Raw genomic sequence first — 17,740 nt, 5'->3', positions numbered from 1 at the left:
CCTACTACCTACTACCTACTACCTATCAATGAGAAGCTCGATAAAAAGGTTTCTTCACTACAGTAGCAGGATAGTTTTTACCCCGAATTTCGACTTCTAAAGCCTGTCCTGGTTTGCTAAGAGAGGTAGTCACATAAGCCAGGGCGATCGCTTTACCCACTGTCGGCGCTAAAGTCCCACTAGTAACTTCGCCGACGGCTGCCCCATCAAAGATAACCCGATAGCCATGACGAGCGATATATCTACCTGACATTTCTAATCCCACCAAACGGCGTTTAACCCCTTCTGCTTTTTGCTGTTCCAATACCGAACGTCCAATGAAATCACCTTTATCCTTCAAGTGTACGACCCAACCTAGCCCAGCTTCTAAAGGACTAATCGTCTCGTCAATTTCCTGACCATAAAGGCTCATTGCCGCTTCTAGGCGTAAAGTATCCCGCGCACCCAATCCACAGGAGGTAACTCCTGCTTGCTGTAAAGATCTCCATAGCTGTTGTGCTGCATCTGGATCGAGCATAATTTCAAAGCCATCTTCTCCTGTATAGCCAGTACGAGCAATAAAAGCAGATGAGCCATTAATAGTTACAATACGATGAGCAAATGCTGTTAAGGAGCTAAGATCTGCGGTAGTCATTGCCTGAAGAATCTGAGCAGCTTTGGGTCCTTGGAGAGCGATTAGCGCCTGAGACTGAGACAGATCGAACATTTCCACCGAACTGTTTTGTAGGTGGCTTAAAATCCAAGTTTTATCTTTATCAGTCGTTCCCGCATTAACGATTACCAGGGCTTTTTGCTGAGTTCCTGCTGTTCCCTGATAGTAAAAGATAATGTCATCAATAATTCCCCCTTGAGGATTGAGCAACACCGTATACATTGCTTGACCAGGCTGAAGACGACTTAAATCAGAAGGGACTAAAGCTTGCCAGGCATCAATTAAGCGATCGCCCACAAAGCTAAATTTGCCCATGTGAGATATATCAAACATTCCCGCTTCAGAGCGCACTGCATCGTGTTCTAGCTTCAATCCTGAGAACTGTACGGGCATTGACCAGCCCGAAAAAGCCGTGAATCTTGCCTTTTGCTCGTGAGCCAGTTCGTATAGAGGAGTCCGCAGAAGTTGAGATGATTGATCCGCCATGTAGATTACTTAAAGTATCGCAAATAAGAATTGATATTTAATAGCTTAAAGCCTAGAGTTAATTCTCGAAGAAAAATCGAATTAAAGTATAGCAATCGGGTATGATTTAGTAATTACGTAATATTTGTTTCAATAAATTTTTGTTTGTTTACGCTTTGCTGTTAGGTGTGGACTACGACCCAAAAAGCTTTCTGTTGCTGGGCTAAATTTTGAAACAGGAACAACCGTTAATATTTTTGTCCATCTATATTAGATTTATCAGGAGCAAATTAACATGGCTACTCTTAAAATTGTGGTGTATATCACCGTCTTTTTCTTTATCGGACTATTTATTTTTGGCTTTCTCTCCAGCGATCCTTCTCGTAATCCTGGCGGTAGCGACTCAGAATAATAATCAACTAAAGAATCTAGAATTAAGGGGCTTGAATGCCCCTTTTTTAATTTATATCTAGTAAGTGGTCAAAAATGAGTACAGAACAAGAATTTTGGTACGTAATTAAACAGGAAGACGGAACTTGTCAAGTAAGACAGTTTTCTTGCCAACAGACAAAAACCCCAGAACAAGAGCAATGGGGTTCATACAAGAGCGAACAAGAAGCGATCGCTAAAAAAATTGGTTTAATTCGAGCGGGTAAATGTCAACCTGAGTAGTTTATCCACTAATAAAATGATTAAATTATTTAATTAAAAAGCTTATAGCTTATGGCTTATAGCTAGGAGCAAAGCTCCTTTATTTAACTGCTTGGGGTTCACCCGATTTTTGCGCCTGAATATTTTTGTTTAAAATATCAAGTGCTTTGGCAAACTGAGGATCTTCCTGAGTACCAAGCTTAGAGCGATCGCCACCATAAAGTTCCTTAAGCTGAGATTCATTTAACTTAAGCACCACATTAGGTGGAATTCCCTCTTTATTAATATCTGTACCATTCGGAGTTAGATATTTGGCGATTGTAACTGCCAACCCCGAACCATCTCCTAAACGACGAACCGATTGAACCAAACCTTTACCAAAAGTTTTTGTGCCTAATAACGTTGCCCGTTTATTATCTTTGAGCGCACCTGAGAGAATTTCGCTGGCGCTAGCCGAACCACCATCAACTAAAACTACTAATGGCTTATCAGTTAAAGCTTTGTTGGTTGCGGATTCGCGATCGCTAATACCCTTACGATCTACAGTCGAAACAATCGTACCTTGATTGATCCACATCCGCGCAATATCGATACTGGCATAAAGTAAGCCACCAGGATTAGAACGCAGATCTAATACATAACCGACTACATTTGCCTGTTCCTGCTCTTTAATTGCCTTCTGCATATCTCTAGCAGCGTATTCGTTAAAGGTGGTGAGACGAATATAGCCAACTTTGCCTAATTCCGTATTTCTAATACTGGCTTTAACAGGGTGAATTTCAATTTTTTCACGGATAATATCATAATCCTGCACCTCGCCATTGCGCTCAATTGTTAGGGTAACCTGGCTGCCTTGCTCCCCTCTAATTAACTCCACCGCATCATTGACGTCCATACCTTTGGTGTCAGTGCCATCAATCTTGATGATTAAATCCTGAGCCAGAATCCCTGCTTCAGCAGCAGGAGTATTTTCAATGGGCGAGATCACCAATAATCGACCTGTTTTTTCATCTGCAGAGATTTGAATGCCTACTCCAGTTAATTCTCCTGAAGTGTCAATTTGCATATTTTTGAACTCTTCAGGATTCATAAAGCGGGTGTAAGGATCTTTAAGCTTGCCCAACATTTCACGAATAGCTTTATAAGAATCTTCCTGATTTTTGTAAGCAGCATTTTTGACATATTCTTGCCTAACTTTTAGCCAGTCAGTCTGGTTAAAAGTTGCATCGACGTACTGATAATTAATTATTTGCCATACTTCATCAATTGTCTCTTTCGGACCACTTTGAATCAAGGCTTGACTCTGAGACAAATGAATTCCTGCACCAGTCACTGCTACAGTTGATATAGCTACCGCAGTTGTGCCCAAAATCAGTCCTTTTTTTGTCATTACCATACGTTAAAAATACAATAGATATAGCCGAGATAGTTTCTCCCACAGTGGAAAAGCTTTATCTAAGCCTTAGCTGAAGATTCAATCTGACAAAGATTTTTATTAATTTAAAGTCTAATCTACCACAGGTAACTTAAAACTTTAGGGAATTAAAGGATACACCACAATAACCCCGCAACCATTCTTTAATTTAAGTAATTTCGGCGCATTGGCAACTAAAACCAAATAACTTTTAGCTGACGAGAACAGTTAGTGCATACACATCTTACCAGACTGTTATCTTCTACCGCGTTACACTAATTAGCATATTTTATTTATAGCAGTTAATATAATTGCGGATTAAATTAATTAAACCAATAATATCTTAGCTCAATCATCAGAGATTACCCCAGTGCTGTTTAAAACTATGGTTTCTTGCTTATGAGTGTATTTCTGCCCTCGCAACAACTCAAGTCTAAGCTGGCTCTAGCAAAACTTCAGCAGCGTCGCTTGATGCGTCTTTCTTTTTGGCGTGCTTGCTGCTTAATTTCCTGTACGATGGGTCTTAGCCTAGCAGCGATCTTACCAAATTCGCAAATTAAAAGGCAGACTCAAGTCAGAATCAACGGTAAAACAATAGTAAATGAAGATGCAATTTATCATGCTTTAAACTTAAGCTATCCACAGTATATTTGGTCAGTCAACGGTATTGAACTAAGTCAAAAAATTAAATCTATTCCTTCAGTTGAAGCAGCAAAAGTTAACAAACAAATTATTCCTCCTCTCATTACTATTTCTCTACAGGAAAAGATTCCTGTAGCTTTAGCTACTTTTAACGGAGAAGTGGGTTTTTTGAATTCTCAAGGAGAATGGATTGCGCCGAAATTTTATAGTGGTACAAAAGCCAATTTTTCTCTACCAAAACTCAAAGTAATTGACTATCAAATGGAGTTTCAACAAACTTGGCAGAAAATATATCAATTAATTTTTCTTTACCCTGAATTAGGAATATCTGAAGTTCACTGGCAACCATCAGGAAGCATACTTTTGAATACGAAAATAGGGACAGTTTTTCTAGGGTCAAAATCATCTTACCTAGAACAACAGTTTAAAATTATCTCAAAATTAAAGAATTTACCAAAACAGCTCAAAAAGAGCGAAATTGCCTATATTGACTTAAGTAATCCTGGGATAAATTTAATTCAAAAGTACTAATCTTAAGTCAAATCAGTAAAATCTTTGAGCAAGTTAAGTAAATACACGTATATTGGTGGCAATTTTGCTTTTTGTGTTCCGTAATTTCTTGGATGATAGTTAATCAGATGTGTTTAATAATTACGAAAACTTTAATATTATTCCCAGAACAAAATACCCAGATGATAATAAATTGAGTTAAGCTACCAAATTGAATTCTGAATCAGAAAACTAAGCGCGGAAACCTTGATGCACGCCCATGTCTTTAAACAAAAGAAACGTTAATACTTTCAATAACGAAATTAACTATAATCGTTCCGATTTATCCACCGCTCTAGCAAATAACTCTTTAGGTAACAGTAACAGTATGGGAATACCTTTCAAGGGTCATAATAATAGTTCTCAGATTCCCAAAGAAGAAATAAGGAGTAATAAAATAGTGCCAAGCAACGTTGCCAAGATTAAAGTCATGGGTGTGGGTGGTGGTGGCTGCAATGCAGTAAACCGCATGATTGAAAGCCAGGTGTCGGGGATTGAATTTTGGGCAATTAACACGGATGCTCAAGCTTTAGACAATGCCATGGCGCCTCAGAAGCTACAGATTGGGCATAAAATTACTAGAGGTTTAGGTGCTGGGGGAAACCCTGCCATTGGGCAAAAAGCAGCAGAAGAGTCACGGGATGAAATAGCTCATGCCCTAGAAAATACTGATTTAGTCTTCATTACTGCTGGTATGGGCGGTGGTACAGGTACAGGGGCAGCACCCATCGCTGCTGAAGTAGCTAAAGAAATGGGCTGTCTGACCGTAGGAGTGGTAACTCGTCCCTTTACCTTTGAGGGCAGAAGACGCACCAAACAGGCAGAAAAAGGTATTGAGGCTTTTCGTAGTCGAGTAGATACTCTGATTGTGATTCCCAACAATCAGCTATTGTCAGTAATTTCTCCAGAAACTCCCGTACAGGAAGCTTTTGGGGTAGCAGATGATGTTCTGCGCCAAGGTGTACAGGGTATTTCAGATATCATTACGATTCCTGGTTTAATCAACGTAGATTTTGCCGATGTCAGGGCAATTATGGCTGATGCTGGTTCAGCCTTGATGGGTATTGGGTTGGGATCTGGTAAATCTCGTGCTAGAGAAGCTGCGGTGGCTGCGGTTTCTTCTCCTTTACTAGAAGCATCCATTCATGGCGCTAAGGGAGTAGTAATTAATATTACTGGAGGATATGACTTAACTCTTCACGAAGTAAATGCTGCTGCTGATAGCATTTATGAAGTAGTTGATGAAGACGCAAATATTATCTTTGGTGCGGTCATTGATGACAGTATGGAAGGAGAGGTGAGAATTACTGTGATTGCCACAGGATTTGATGGTGAAACCCAGGAGCTTGAACTGGAAGAACCGCAAGTACAACAATCAAACAACGTTTTTCAGAGTATTTCAACAGCACCACAGCCCGATCGCAATCGGGTCAATAAAAACAGCGGTGGAATTGAAATTCCTGATTTCTTGAAGCAGAGACGTTTTCCTAAAAATTAAACTGGCTGATAAGCGATCGCGCTCAAACACAGTAACTAAATATCTTGACTAAAGTAGCTCTAACTATTGCTGGATCTGATAGTATTGGCGGAGCAGGGATTCAGGCAGATCTGAAAACCTTCGCCATGCACTGTGTTCATGGTGCTAGCGTGGTTACTTGCGTCACGGCACAAAACACTGTTGGGGTAACTCAAGTAGCAGAAATGAGTATGCCCCTGATTACAGCACAAATGGAGGCTGTAGGGAGTGATTTAGCAGTGAATGCCGTCAAGACTGGAATGTTGTTAAATTCGGCAATCATCACGATCATTGCTCAACAGCTTAAACAGCAAAACTGGCAACAGCTAGTCGTCGATCCTGTCATGGTTTCTCGCACGGGGGTCAAGTTAATTGACGATCTGGCGATCGCCTCTTTGCAAGAGCTACTGATTCCCCAGGCTCTAATCGTGACACCTAATCGCTATGAAGCAGAAATTCTCAGCGGTTTGACTATTGATAGTGTAGAGCAACTTAAACAGGCAGCGATCGCCATTTATCAGGGTAGTAAAACAGTAGTTTTGGCCAAAGGTGGTAGTTTGCTAGGAAATGAGCAGGGGGTAGATGTTTGGTATGACGGACAAGAAATTAAAATTTTATTTAACAAAACTATAACCACTAAAAATACCCACGGTACCGGGTGTACTCTCTCCGCAGCAATCTGTGCTAATTTAGCTTTGGGTCAAGATCTTTGGCAATCCGTAGTCAACGCCAAAAATTATGTTACCAATGCTTTGGAACATTCTTTAGACATTGGTGCAGGTAATGGTCCTGTTGGTCATTTTTTTCCTTTAATAAAATCTGATTGAGCAAAGCATTTTTAACCTCTAGTACAGATTATGAAACTATCCACCAAGATCGAAGCGATTATCTACATCAAAGGCAGACCCCTCTCCATTGAAGAAATACATGCTTGTCTTCAGGAACAAGATGCTGAATCAGCTAAGATATCCCAAAGCGATCGCGAATTAATTGAAGACGGCATCATTGAGCTAATGAATGACTATGCCCATCGAGATAGCGCTTTGGAAATCATCGAAACCGAGGCTGGATATAGTTTACAACTTAAACAAGATTACGAATATCTGCTGCGAGAATTAGTTCCTGCCGAATTAGGAAAAGGAGCGCTGAGAACTTTGGCAGCAGTGGCATTGAGAAACCCAATTTTGCAGACTGAATTAATTGACTTGCGAGGTAGCAGCGCCTATCAACAAATAGCCGAGTTAGTACAGTTGGGGTTTGTACGTAAACGAGAACAGGCTGATGGTCGCTCTTATTGGCTTGAAGTGACTAATAAATTCCATCAATACTTTGAAATTAACAATATGGCTATTCCCTAGCGGTTTAAAGCTACTGAGTGACTAGCCGATGCCCCTGGTACTGTGTCAAAGTATAAATAACGTACATCCATATCTGGGTAACGAATGATATTTAATTTTGATTTTCTTAATTCTGAATCACAAGAACATAACTACAATACCTTGATGCAGTATTTGCGTCAGCAACATCCCGAGGTTCTAGCTCAAATTGCTGCCTCGGCAAGTCCAGACGTCAAGCAGATTATCTCTCAAAACGTCCAAGGATTAGTAGGTATGTTGCCATCGGGAGACTTCAACGTAAAAATTACTACTGACCGAGAAAACTTAGCTCATTTGCTAGCTTCAGCAATGATGACGGGCTACTTTTTATGTCAGATGGAGAAGAGGATGGATTTAGAAGAGAGTTTGGCTAATCTGCCTAATCATACTTTGAGTGATGAAGCTCAATAGTTAAATTGCGCTCTTGTTGGTTAAACTCAACAAAAATCGCCTTTAGCTTTGCCTAGATGCCAGATTTAAAAGCTGATCTTGGCTTTGCCTTGTCAAATTAACCACCTTTGGCAAAAGTCAGCATGAGTAAAACTGATAATGCCATGCCTGGACTAAGCAATAAAACTAAGGTCAGAAAATCGTGGGATGTCATGTAAAAATAATAATTTAGTCTCTGCTTGAGTGGATAAAAATACTAACTTGAGTATTCTCATAGATTAACTACCAATCTCTCATCTAGTGGCCTAACTAAACATTTTATTAATATTTGGCAGCTATTGAGCAGAGCCAGAATATTGCTATATTGCTAAATAAAAAGCTAAATAAAAACGCGATCGCATGTTTATTTTTGAGCTTATCACTCTTCACCAAGCAGCCGTTATTTGTCTTAATTTTTTTGTTACAAAATATACTAAAATACCTACTTGATAGCGAAAAGTCATTATTTCTTAAAAGTCATCCTGAATCTTTGGGTCTGTAGATTACAAACTAATAAGATATTTAGATAAACACTGAAGCTCTCTTGCAGAGCTTATTAAAAATTAATAATTATCAGAGAGATACCTCTCTCTGGTAGACTTTGGACTTGAGACATCGCTTCTTGATGAAGTTGTTCATGGGGCGGCGGCTTTTGAGTAAGTCGCGTTTTGGGTAAGAAGATTCTTACTCATTTGCGAAGCTTATCCTTGAGGAAAAGCCGACTGTAAGAATACTCTTACTCAACCTCGTCAATCGCTTTACTTGGGTAAAACCCTAGATGGCGCTGACTCGCAAAACGCGCCTTACTTGCACCGCATAGTTTGGTGTAAGCCCCGTCCAAGACCATACTTCATCGCTTTTAAAAGAAATTTAACAACAAGCAAATTAGGGAGGAAAACTTTGCTGGAGACAACCCTCGGTTTAGAAATTATTGAGGTAGTAGAACAAGCTGCCATTGCCTCTGCCAAGTGGATGGGTAAGGGAGAAAAGGATACTGCCGATCAAGTAGCAGTAGAAGCAATGCGTGAGCGCATGAACAAAATCAACATGCGTGGTCGGATTGTGATTGGGGAAGGAGAGCGAGATGATGCTCCTATGCTCTATATCGGTGAGGAGGTCGGTATTTGTACCCGTCCCGACGCGAAAAACTTTTGTAATCCTGATGAGTTAATTGAGATTGACATCGCTGTAGATCCTTGTGAGGGAACTAACCTTGTTGCCTACGGACAAAATGGTTCGATGGCAGTTTTAGCAATTGCCGAAAAAGGCGGTTTATTTGCTGCACCTGATTTTTACATGAGAAAGCTGGCTGCACCTCCATTAGCTAGAGGTCATGTAGATATTAATAAATCCGCTACAGAAAACCTCAAGATTCTTTCAGACTGCCTCAATCGCTCAATTGAAGATTTGGTAGTAGTAGTCATGGATCGCTCTCGTCATGATGGGTTGATCAAGGAAATCAGAGATGCAGGAGCGAGAGTTAGATTGATTGCCGACGGTGATGTTTCTGCTGCTATTTCCTGTGCGTTCTCTGGGTCTAACATCCATGCTTTGATGGGCATTGGTGCTGCACCTGAAGGTGTTATTTCGGCTGCGGCAATGCGCTGTTTGGGTGGACACTTTCAAGGACAGTTAATCTACGATCCAGCGATCGTTAAAACTGGTCTAATTGGTGAGAGCAAAGAAAGCAACCTAGAGCGACTAAGTTCAATGGGTATCAACGATCCAGATAAAGTTTATGGTGCAGAAGAACTTGCTAGTGGAGAAACAGTACTGTTTGCTGCTTGTGGTATTACTCCTGGGACTTTAATGAACGGTGTTCGTTTCTTTAAAGACGGTGCGAGAACTCAGAGCTTGGTTATCTCATCTCAGTCGAAAACTGCCCGTTTTGTAGATACAGTGCATATGCTTAACCAGCCAAAATCTCTACAATTGAGATAGTCAGCTATTTAATTTTGAGCAGGATCTTTATGTGACAATTAAATTGATAGCTAAAGATATGTAAATCCTGATTAACTAAAAGCTAGTTGGCACAGCAAAAAGGGTATAAATTAATCAGGTAAAAGGCAACTAGTAGAAGATACATCTTATGCTGTTGCCTTTTTATTACCTGAATTCTGCATAAAAAAATTGATTAAGATAAAATTATTAGATCTAAACAATATTTTGCTTTGATTTTCCCCGTTTGAGAACTGATTAAAGCAAAATTTGCCAAAAAAATAATGAACATTGTAGTTGTTGGTTTAAGTCATAAAACTGCCTCGGTAGAAGTACGCGAAAAACTCAGTATCCCCGAAGCACAGATTGAAGAAGCGATCGCCTTGCTCAAAAGCTATCCCCACATTCAGGAAATAGCGATCATCAGTACCTGTAACCGTTTAGAAATCTACGGTGTCGCAGCAGATCTTGAACAAGGTGTCCGAGAAATTAGCCAATTTTTGGCAGATAAAGCGAGGATTTCCCTCAGAGAATTGCGCCCCAATCTATTTACGTTGTTAAGAGAAGATGCCTTACGACACCTAATGCGTGTCTCCGCAGGCTTAGAAAGTTTGGTATTAGGAGAAGGGCAAATACTAGCTCAAGTAAAAAAAACCTACAAACTGGGACAAAAATATAAAGGTTTAGGTCGGTTGTTAGATCGCTTATTCAAACAGGCAATTTCTACAGGTAAAAGAGTTCGCAGCGAAACCAGTATCGGCACAGGAGCAGTTTCAATTAGCTCGGCAGCAGTTGAATTAGTTCATACTAAAGTTAATAATTTACCAGACTACAGTGTCACGATTGTTGGTGCGGGTAAAATGGCTCACCTGCTGGTTAAGCACTTGCTGTCTAAAGGTGTTACTAAGATTGCAATTGTTAATCGTTCCCATCGTCGAGCGCAAGAACTTTGTAGTCAATTTTCCCAGATAGAAATTCAGATTTATCCTCTAGGAGAAATGATGCAGGCGATCGCCACGGCTGATCTAGTATTTACTAGTACAGGGGCAACTCAGCCGATATTAGACCGCGCCAAGTTAGAGGAGCATTTAACTTTAGATAAAGACTTGATGCTAGTAGATATTTCCGTCCCTCGCAACATAGATGCTAATGTCAAAGAAGTCGGCTGTGTTAGCGCCTATAATGTAGATGACTTAAAGGCTGTAGTGGCAGCTAATCAAGAAACTCGTCGCCAGATGGCACAGGAAGCCGAAGTGATTATCGAACAGGAAGTGGGTAACTATCTGCTTTGGTGGCGATCGCTAGAAACTGTACCGACGATTAGCTGTTTACGTAACAAAGTCGAAAGCATCCGCGAACAGGAAATGGAAAAAGCTTTGTCTCGTTTAGGTTCAGAGTTTGGCGAAAAGCACCAGGAAGTAATTGAGGCTCTAACCAGAGGCATTGTTAATAAGATTCTCCATGAGCCGATGGTACAGTTAAGAGCGCAGCAGGATATTGAAGCTCGTCGTCACTGTCTGCGCTCTTTGCAAATGCTATTTGATTTAGATACAGAAGAGCAGTACGGCTAAGTAACTAGTAATCATCTATCCAACAACTTACAACCGCGATCTAAATTTTTACTAGGTCGCGTTTTTTTTCCACTGCAAGTGCCTTACCGTTCACCTCTATTCCCAGGGATTAAACCTTAAAGTAGCCCTAAATCTTGTAAACATAATTTAGTAACTTCTAACCTCGCTGCCACATCTTTGTCGCTAATAACATCAATATTGGTTGCAAAGAAATAAACATGATCATTTTGTTCTAAATAACCCACATACCAACCTATCTGGGGCGTGACAGAAGTAGCTATTCCTGTTTTACCTCGCAATACGTAGTTGTCAGTTTCTTCGGCGATCGCAATATCTTTAACTAAATCAATATTTTTTTGAGCAAAAGGTAAGTCATTTTGCTGGAGACGGCGGAGAAAATCAATTTGCTGTCGAGGTGTAATGCGTAATTCTCCCTCCAACCAAAACTGATCAATATCCTCTTTGCCACCAATATTTTGATTTCCGTAGGCGATTTTAGTCACAAAATTCTGCATTCTTTGATGACCAATTTTACGCGCCAGAACTTGATAAAACCAAACAGCTGAATATTTAAAAGCCAGACGCATGTTTAAATCTTGATTCCATTCGTCAATAGGAGCATCGGCTAAACCTCTTTCAATCCCATCCCAAGTCAGAACATCAACATCATTTTTGATTACTCCCGTCTCTAAAGCAATTAAAGAATTAGGAATTTTATAGGTTGAAGCAGGGAGAAAAGGTGTATCGTTGCGATCGCGATTATGTTGATAAAAAAAATCTCGATTTTGATCGTAAATCATAATTGAGCCTTTCACGCCCAAGCTTTCAAAGTGTTTTTGAAAATCCGCTTGCTGCTCTATATTTGGTTCGCTTTGGGAATAAACTGGATGTTGTGTAACCAGATAACTACCAACTGTGGTTAACAATAATAGCAAGAGCAAATTAATTACTTTTTTCACAATTTTCTTCTTTTGGCTGCTTTATCTAGCTAAAACTGTTTCAATTGAATCAGAGCTTAAATAGCATGTCAAATAATGCTGATCGCGAAGCCCTAAAGGATTAGCGCCTCCAGGCGCGTCCGTGGACAGAGTTCAATCGCTCTTCAAATATATTTTGACGATTAGAAAAAATGTTAAATCTTAGAAAAGCCAGAACCTTGTTGCTAGCTCATTATGCTCATATGCTGGAATATCGAGCTGAAATATTTCTCTGGGTATTATCTAATTCATTGCCAATTATTCTGATGGGGGTATGGATTCAAGCATCCAGCCAGGGAAAGTTTGATTTTACTCCTCAAGAATTTGCTCGCTATTTCTTTAGCGTCTTTGTCGTGCGACAGCTTACGGCTGTTTGGGTAATTTGGGAATTTGAGCGGGAGATCTTGGAGGGGCAACTATCTCTGCGTCTTTTGCAACCAATCGATCCTGCTTGGCATCATGTCGCCAGACACCTAGCCGAGAAAATGACTCGCATTCCGCTAATTGCTTTATTTTGCGGGTTGTTTTTTGTTCTCTATCCCGATGCTGCCTGGATTCCCCGACTATCAAATTTGTTTTTAGGCATAATTGCGATCGCCCTATCTTTTACTCTAGCCTTTGTGATTCAATATACCTTTGCTATGCTGGCTTTTTGGACAGAAAGAGCTAGCGCCATTCAGCAATTCTGGTTTCTGTTTTATATTTTTCTTTCCGGTACGATCGCACCTTTGGAAGTTTTTCCTGCTAGCGTAAGACAGATTGTAGAATGGACTCCTTTTCCCTACATGATGCATTTTCCTGCGGTATTACTGATGGGATTACCAGTAGAGTTTGGTAAAAGTGTTCTGATTATACTAAGTTGGGCGATCGCTTTTTTAATTATTAATCGCTGGCTGTGGCGTAGAGGATTAAAACAATATTCAGGGATGGGTGCTTGAGTCGAATTAAAAGAATGAAGGAAGAGGAGATGAAGATCTATATTAGATCTAATTACTTTTTCCATCTCCTTAATCTATCCCTCATTTTTGTCTTTAACTAGCAGCCGCAGTTTCTGAGTTGGTTGCTTGAGAATTAGGACCAACAACAGTTCGACGGCTAAATAATTCTTCTTCCATCGGCACAAACTCAATCCGATTAAGCAAGGTTGTCACAAAAGCGAACAGCAAGAAAGGCAAGGATAAAACTAAGACAATACCCACAGTTGCTAAAGCGTAGATTTGTCTAGTACTGCTCCATAAAGCTAAAGTGGTTGCCAAGCTTATAAAGATTACAATTAGCCAGATAATTATCTGACCGTAAATATCACCAAATTTTAAAGTACAGATCATTTTATATTTATGCAGCTCATTATCCATCAAAAAATCTCCTAAATGTCTAAAGGTATATATGTTGAGGTTTAGATTACTTACAATTATCGCGGAGGTTTCTAAGATTAAGCAGAATATTCAACTATTTTTTCGTGGCTTGCAATATCTGTTTACAATTGACTGAAATTACTGAGTATATTTACTTAAGCTTTTTTATACTGGTATTAAGTAAATCTGTGAAAATTTTTGATTTTTGGCAGTTCAGTTCAAGCTTGTAATAGGCTGTAGATTGAAACTAGAACAAAATAAATTGTGACATCATGACGGATAGTTCTATTGTTGAAGATCGCGACTATACATTAATTATTGATAAAAGTGGCAGTATGTCGATTAACGATCGCCCTGGAGGAAAAACTCGCTGGGAATCTGCCCAAGAATCTACTTTAGCTCTAGCTCAAGAATGCGAAAAAATAGACCCCGACGGTATTACAGTTTATTTATTCTCTGGTCGTTTTCGTCGCTACGATAATGTTACTGCTGACAAGGTGGCGAAGATATATCTGGAAAACGAGCCGATGGGGCGAACAGATTTAGCTAGCGTGTTGGCAGATGCAGTTAATAACTATTTTGAGCGCAAAGCAGCAGGAAAAGCAAAGACAAACGGGGAAACGATTGTAGTTGTTACAGATGGTGAGCCAGATGATTATAAAGCCGTAATGCGGGTAATTATCGATGCTTCTCGCCAAATAAATCATGACGAAGAGTTAGGTATTTCCTTAATTCAAGTAGGAAAAGATCGTAAAGCGACTCAGTTTCTCAAGGCTCTAGACGATCAGTTACAAACTGCTGGGGCTAAATTTGATATTGTTGATACCATTACCATTGACGATATGCAGGGCTTAACTTTGGCAGAAGTTTTGTTGAATGCCATTAAAGATTAAGTTCAGTGAGCAATGAGCAATGAACAATGAGCAATGAGCAATGAACAGTAATCAGTAATTAGTAATTAGTAATCAATGAGCAGTAACGTAAGAAATAATAACTTGGGATAGAGAATTAGGAGCTTTTAAAAAATTCCTAACACTAATGATTGACAAACTATTACGATGTAAGAGTGATGCAATCCTATCCCTTACATTCCTTAAAAGAGGGTAGCTGGTTTAAGTTAATTTGTGGAGCTAGCTACCAACATCTTCCTGTGGTTCGCAGTTTGGCCGTAGCTTATAGTTTGGCTGGGGCAGACTGTATTGATGTGGCTGCCGATCTGGCGGTAATTGCTGCTGCCCAGGAAGGAATTACCGCCGCCAAAAAACAATTGAAGTGTGAAAACTTACCCGACAACTCACCGTGGTTAATGGTTAGTGTTAATGATGGAGAAGATCCTCATTTTCGCAAAGCAAAGTTTGATGCAACTCAATGCCCCATAGATTGTTCTCAACCATGTGTGAAGGTATGTCCTGCGGAGGCGATTGACTTAAATCAAGGAGGAGTACTTGATAGTCTGTGTTATGGCTGTGGACGTTGCGAGCCGATTTGTCCTCAAAGTTTAATTACAACTAATTCTTATATATCTTGTTTATCAGAGGTGATCCCCTTAATTAAATCTTTAGGCGTAGACGCGATCGAGATCCATACTCAGGTGGGGCATTATGATGATTTTAAGCGGGTGTGGCGAGATATTTCGCCTATTATTGGTCAGCTAAAATTGTTGGCAATTAGCTGTACTGATGCGCCTAATGTGATTGAATATTTGCGATCGCTTTATGCGTTAATTAGTCCTCTATCCTGTCCCCTCATTTGGCAAACGGACGGACGCTCAATGAGCGGAGATATTGGCAGAGGCACAACCCATGCAGCTATTTCTTTTGCTCATAAAGTTTTACAGGCACAACTGCCTGGATATATCCAGCTTGCGGGAGGAACTAACAACTATACTGTCAGCAAACTTAAACAGGCAAATATGCTAGGCAAGCCTAATGGGGCTGGAAAACCAAACCTAGTGTCAGGATTAGCTTACGGCAGTTATGCTCGGGCAATTTTAACTCCAACTATCGCTCAGTTAGAAACTGCACTGCAATTAAATCAAGTTAAATCAATTAAAAATCAACCAATGAATCAGCTTAATTTAAAGCTCGAACAAAATAGAGAGTTATTAGAGCAAGCAGTCAACACTGCTAAAGAACTAGTTAGTCAGATTAAAACGGCTAATAGTTAGTCTCTGGTTTCCTAAATTTATTCATTTTTATTAACAAATATACTTTCATAATGCAGTCAGATATAGCTTCCCATCGGATGCAAGTTACCGATAATTTAGACAAATTACTTGCTATTTTTCCTGACTCAATTCGTTCCCAGCTAGATCAGCAGATTGAATCCGATAGCGATAATTTAATTGAGGTAGTTTTAGATTTAGGTAGATTGCCCGAAGCCCGTTTTAGCGATCGCGCGGTCTATATTCGTGATGAACCTGTAACACAAGAAGAGATCCAGCACTGTATTGAACGGGTTGGAATGTTCAGCAGCGATAATCGGGCAGGAATTGAAAGAACCCTCCACCGTATTAGCGCCATTCGTAACCGTACTGGAGATATTATTGGTTTGACCTGTCGGATTGGTCGGGCAATTTACGGTACGATTGTGATGATTCGCGATCTCGTCGAAACTGGACAGTCTATTCTCTTGCTGGGTCGACCTGGGGTAGGTAAAACTACGGCTTTAAGAGAAATTGCTAGAGTGTTAGCCGACGACTTTGGTAAACGAGTAGTGATTATTGATACCTCGAATGAGATTGCCGGAGATGGTGATGTGCCTCATCCTGCTATTGGTCGCGCCCGTCGGATGCAGGTAGCACGCCCTGAGTTGCAACATCAGGTAATGATTGAAGCGGTAGAAAATCATATGCCCGAAGTGATTGTCATCGATGAAATTGGGACTGAATTAGAAGCCCTAGCGGCTAGAACCATCGCCGAACGGGGAGTGCAGCTAGTGGGGACGGCTCATGGCAATAGTGTCGAAAACTTAATTAAAAATCCTACCCTATCGGATCTCGTTGGTGGTATCCAGAGTGTTACCTTGGGAGACGACGAAGCCCGCCGTAGAAGAACTCAAAAGACCGTTTTAGAACGGAAAGCACCTCCTACATTTGCGATCGCTGTAGAGATGTTAGAACGGCAGCGTTGGGTCGTTCACGACGATGTATCTGCTACTATTGACACCCTCTTGCGAGGAATTGAACCTCCTGCTCAAGTTAGAACCGTTGATGATAGTGGCGAAGTGACCATTATTCACGAAGAATCTTCCTCGCCGTTTAAACCACTGCCCTCAAGAAATACAAACGAGGCTATTCCTCTGCACCCTCAAGGATTAAGAGCATCAGGTAGAATGACTCCTCTAGCTTTAAACCCCAGTAATTCAAGGGGCAATTCTGACTTTGAAAACATGTTAGAGCGCTCTTGGCAGACTAAAGAGCAAAATAGTCAAAAGATACGGACTCCTGGGCCGAATGGAGAAGATTGGCCCGTATATATCTATGCCTATGGTATTGGTCGCTCTCAAATCGATCAGGTGATTGATGTACTGGATCTACCGATTATGTTGACTAAAGATTTAGATGAAGCAGATGTGGTGGTGGCGCTGCGATCGCAAATTAAGCATCATTCGCGATTGCGTAGTATAGCAAGAGATCGTCATCTACCTATCTATACAGTCAAAGCAAACACCATTCCCCAGGTGACGCGAATCTTTCGCCAGATTCTTAACCTAGATGATCCTAATGTTCCTGAAGCAACAGATTTACGTCTATTTAGCAAGGCAGGCAGCGATGACGAAATCGAGGCATTGGAAGAGGCAAGACTAGCGGTAGAGCAAATAGTCATTCCTCAAGGTCAACCTGTAGAATTATTACCGCGCTCGGCAAAAGTGCGTAAAATGCAGCATGAACTAATCGAACATTACCGTCTCCAGTCTGATAGCTTTGGGGATGAGCCTAATCGCCGTCTCAGGATCTATCCTGCATAGAATAAGTACCTATACAAAATTAATTATAGCGATCGCCGTTTAAGAAAATTATGGCGATCGCTTTTTTTACTTTCAAGTAAATTTACTCTGGTTAAGACTGTAGTTTAGACTAACGGAAAGACGAGAACGGAAAAGAGAGGGAGAATGAAGGGCAAGTAGGGAGAAAATGAAAATAGCAATAAAATTCAAACCCTCCCTATTAGGCACGATGCATAACTAGATTTCTGGTAAGATGC

At 40.4% G+C, this 17,740-nt stretch carries 17 protein-coding genes; 13 read left to right on the top strand and 4 right to left on the bottom strand.

Going from position 1 to position 17,740, the window contains the following annotated elements:
* Nucleotides 1-25: 25 nt before the first annotated feature.
* The gene (gene gcvT, locus C7B62_RS02215) at nt 26-1,138 is read right to left on the bottom strand and encodes a glycine cleavage system aminomethyltransferase GcvT (protein ID WP_106232970.1); all 1,113 of its coding nucleotides are present in this window, start codon (nt 1,136-1,138) and stop codon (nt 26-28) included.
* 274 nt (nt 1,139-1,412) lie between these two features.
* Here gcvT and C7B62_RS02210 point away from each other — a divergent pair, with 274 nt between their 5' ends.
* The gene (locus C7B62_RS02210; RefSeq protein ID WP_106232969.1) at nt 1,413-1,529 is read left to right on the top strand and encodes a photosystem II reaction center protein I; all 117 of its coding nucleotides are present in this window, start codon (nt 1,413-1,415) and stop codon (nt 1,527-1,529) included.
* Between the two features lie 74 nt (nt 1,530-1,603).
* Nucleotides 1,604-1,789, top strand: coding sequence for a hypothetical protein (locus tag C7B62_RS02205; RefSeq protein WP_106232968.1), 186 nt, complete (start codon nt 1,604-1,606; stop codon nt 1,787-1,789).
* Between the two features lie 79 nt (nt 1,790-1,868).
* Here the strand turns inward: C7B62_RS02205 and ctpC are convergent, their stop codons facing one another.
* On the bottom strand, nt 1,869-3,164 hold the full coding sequence (gene ctpC, locus C7B62_RS02200; RefSeq protein WP_106232967.1) for a carboxyl-terminal processing protease CtpC: 1,296 nt from the start codon (nt 3,162-3,164) through the stop codon (nt 1,869-1,871).
* A 417-nt stretch (nt 3,165-3,581) separates the two neighbouring features.
* Here ctpC and C7B62_RS02195 point away from each other — a divergent pair, with 417 nt between their 5' ends.
* From C7B62_RS02195 to C7B62_RS02165, 7 genes are all read left to right on the top strand, one after another.
* A complete protein-coding gene (locus tag C7B62_RS02195) occupies nt 3,582-4,355 on the top strand; it encodes a cell division protein FtsQ/DivIB (RefSeq protein WP_106232966.1) in 774 nt (257 codons plus the stop codon).
* Nucleotides 4,356-4,593: 238 nt separating this feature from the next.
* Nucleotides 4,594-5,871: a cell division protein FtsZ gene (gene ftsZ / locus C7B62_RS02190; RefSeq protein WP_106232965.1), complete on the top strand. Its 1,278-nt coding sequence runs from the start codon at nt 4,594-4,596 to the stop codon at nt 5,869-5,871.
* Between the two features lie 44 nt (nt 5,872-5,915).
* A complete protein-coding gene (gene thiD, locus C7B62_RS02185) occupies nt 5,916-6,716 on the top strand; it encodes a bifunctional hydroxymethylpyrimidine kinase/phosphomethylpyrimidine kinase (RefSeq protein WP_106232964.1) in 801 nt (266 codons plus the stop codon).
* A gap of 30 nt (nt 6,717-6,746) precedes the next feature.
* Nucleotides 6,747-7,247, top strand: a complete 501-nt coding sequence (gene scpB / locus C7B62_RS02180; protein ID WP_106232963.1) for an SMC-Scp complex subunit ScpB — start codon at nt 6,747-6,749, stop codon at nt 7,245-7,247.
* 84 nt (nt 7,248-7,331) lie between these two features.
* A complete protein-coding gene (locus C7B62_RS02175) occupies nt 7,332-7,676 on the top strand; it encodes a DUF760 domain-containing protein (RefSeq protein ID WP_106232962.1) in 345 nt (114 codons plus the stop codon).
* Nucleotides 7,677-8,597: 921 nt separating this feature from the next.
* Entirely contained in the window at nt 8,598-9,635 is a 1,038-nt protein-coding gene (gene glpX, locus C7B62_RS02170) for a class II fructose-bisphosphatase (RefSeq protein WP_106232977.1), read from the top strand.
* A gap of 281 nt (nt 9,636-9,916) precedes the next feature.
* On the top strand, nt 9,917-11,203 hold the full coding sequence (locus C7B62_RS02165; protein ID WP_106232961.1) for a glutamyl-tRNA reductase: 1,287 nt from the start codon (nt 9,917-9,919) through the stop codon (nt 11,201-11,203).
* Nucleotides 11,204-11,319: 116 nt separating this feature from the next.
* Here the strand turns inward: C7B62_RS02165 and blaOXA are convergent, their stop codons facing one another.
* On the bottom strand, nt 11,320-12,162 hold the full coding sequence (blaOXA, locus tag C7B62_RS02160) for a class D beta-lactamase (RefSeq protein WP_106232960.1): 843 nt from the start codon (nt 12,160-12,162) through the stop codon (nt 11,320-11,322).
* Between the two features lie 170 nt (nt 12,163-12,332).
* Here blaOXA and C7B62_RS02155 point away from each other — a divergent pair, with 170 nt between their 5' ends.
* Nucleotides 12,333-13,118 carry an ABC-2 family transporter protein gene (locus tag C7B62_RS02155; protein ID WP_106232959.1) on the top strand — a complete coding sequence of 262 codons (786 nt, stop codon included), beginning with the start codon at nt 12,333-12,335 and terminating at the stop codon, nt 13,116-13,118.
* Nucleotides 13,119-13,211: 93 nt separating this feature from the next.
* Here the strand turns inward: C7B62_RS02155 and C7B62_RS02150 are convergent, their stop codons facing one another.
* Nucleotides 13,212-13,535: a hypothetical protein gene (locus C7B62_RS02150; protein WP_106232958.1), complete on the bottom strand. Its 324-nt coding sequence runs from the start codon at nt 13,533-13,535 to the stop codon at nt 13,212-13,214.
* Between the two features lie 272 nt (nt 13,536-13,807).
* Here C7B62_RS02150 and C7B62_RS02145 point away from each other — a divergent pair, with 272 nt between their 5' ends.
* The 3 genes from C7B62_RS02145 (at nt 13,808) to C7B62_RS02135 (ending at nt 17,504) form a co-directional block, all read left to right on the top strand.
* Nucleotides 13,808-14,428, top strand: a complete 621-nt coding sequence (locus C7B62_RS02145) for a VWA domain-containing protein (protein WP_199194030.1) — start codon at nt 13,808-13,810, stop codon at nt 14,426-14,428.
* 176 nt (nt 14,429-14,604) lie between these two features.
* The gene (gene ldpA / locus C7B62_RS02140; protein WP_106232957.1) at nt 14,605-15,702 is read left to right on the top strand and encodes a circadian clock protein LdpA; all 1,098 of its coding nucleotides are present in this window, start codon (nt 14,605-14,607) and stop codon (nt 15,700-15,702) included.
* A gap of 50 nt (nt 15,703-15,752) precedes the next feature.
* Nucleotides 15,753-17,504 (top strand): R3H domain-containing nucleic acid-binding protein, encoded by a 1,752-nt coding sequence (locus C7B62_RS02135; protein WP_106232956.1) that lies wholly within the window; start codon nt 15,753-15,755, stop codon nt 17,502-17,504.
* Nucleotides 17,505-17,740: the final 236 nt, after the last annotated feature.

Origin of the sequence: Pleurocapsa sp. CCALA 161, assembly GCF_003003995.1 — a bacterium.
In the GTDB taxonomy this organism is placed as follows: domain Bacteria; phylum Cyanobacteriota; class Cyanobacteriia; order Cyanobacteriales; family Xenococcaceae; genus Waterburya.
This window is presented reverse-complemented; position numbering and strand designations above follow the sequence as displayed.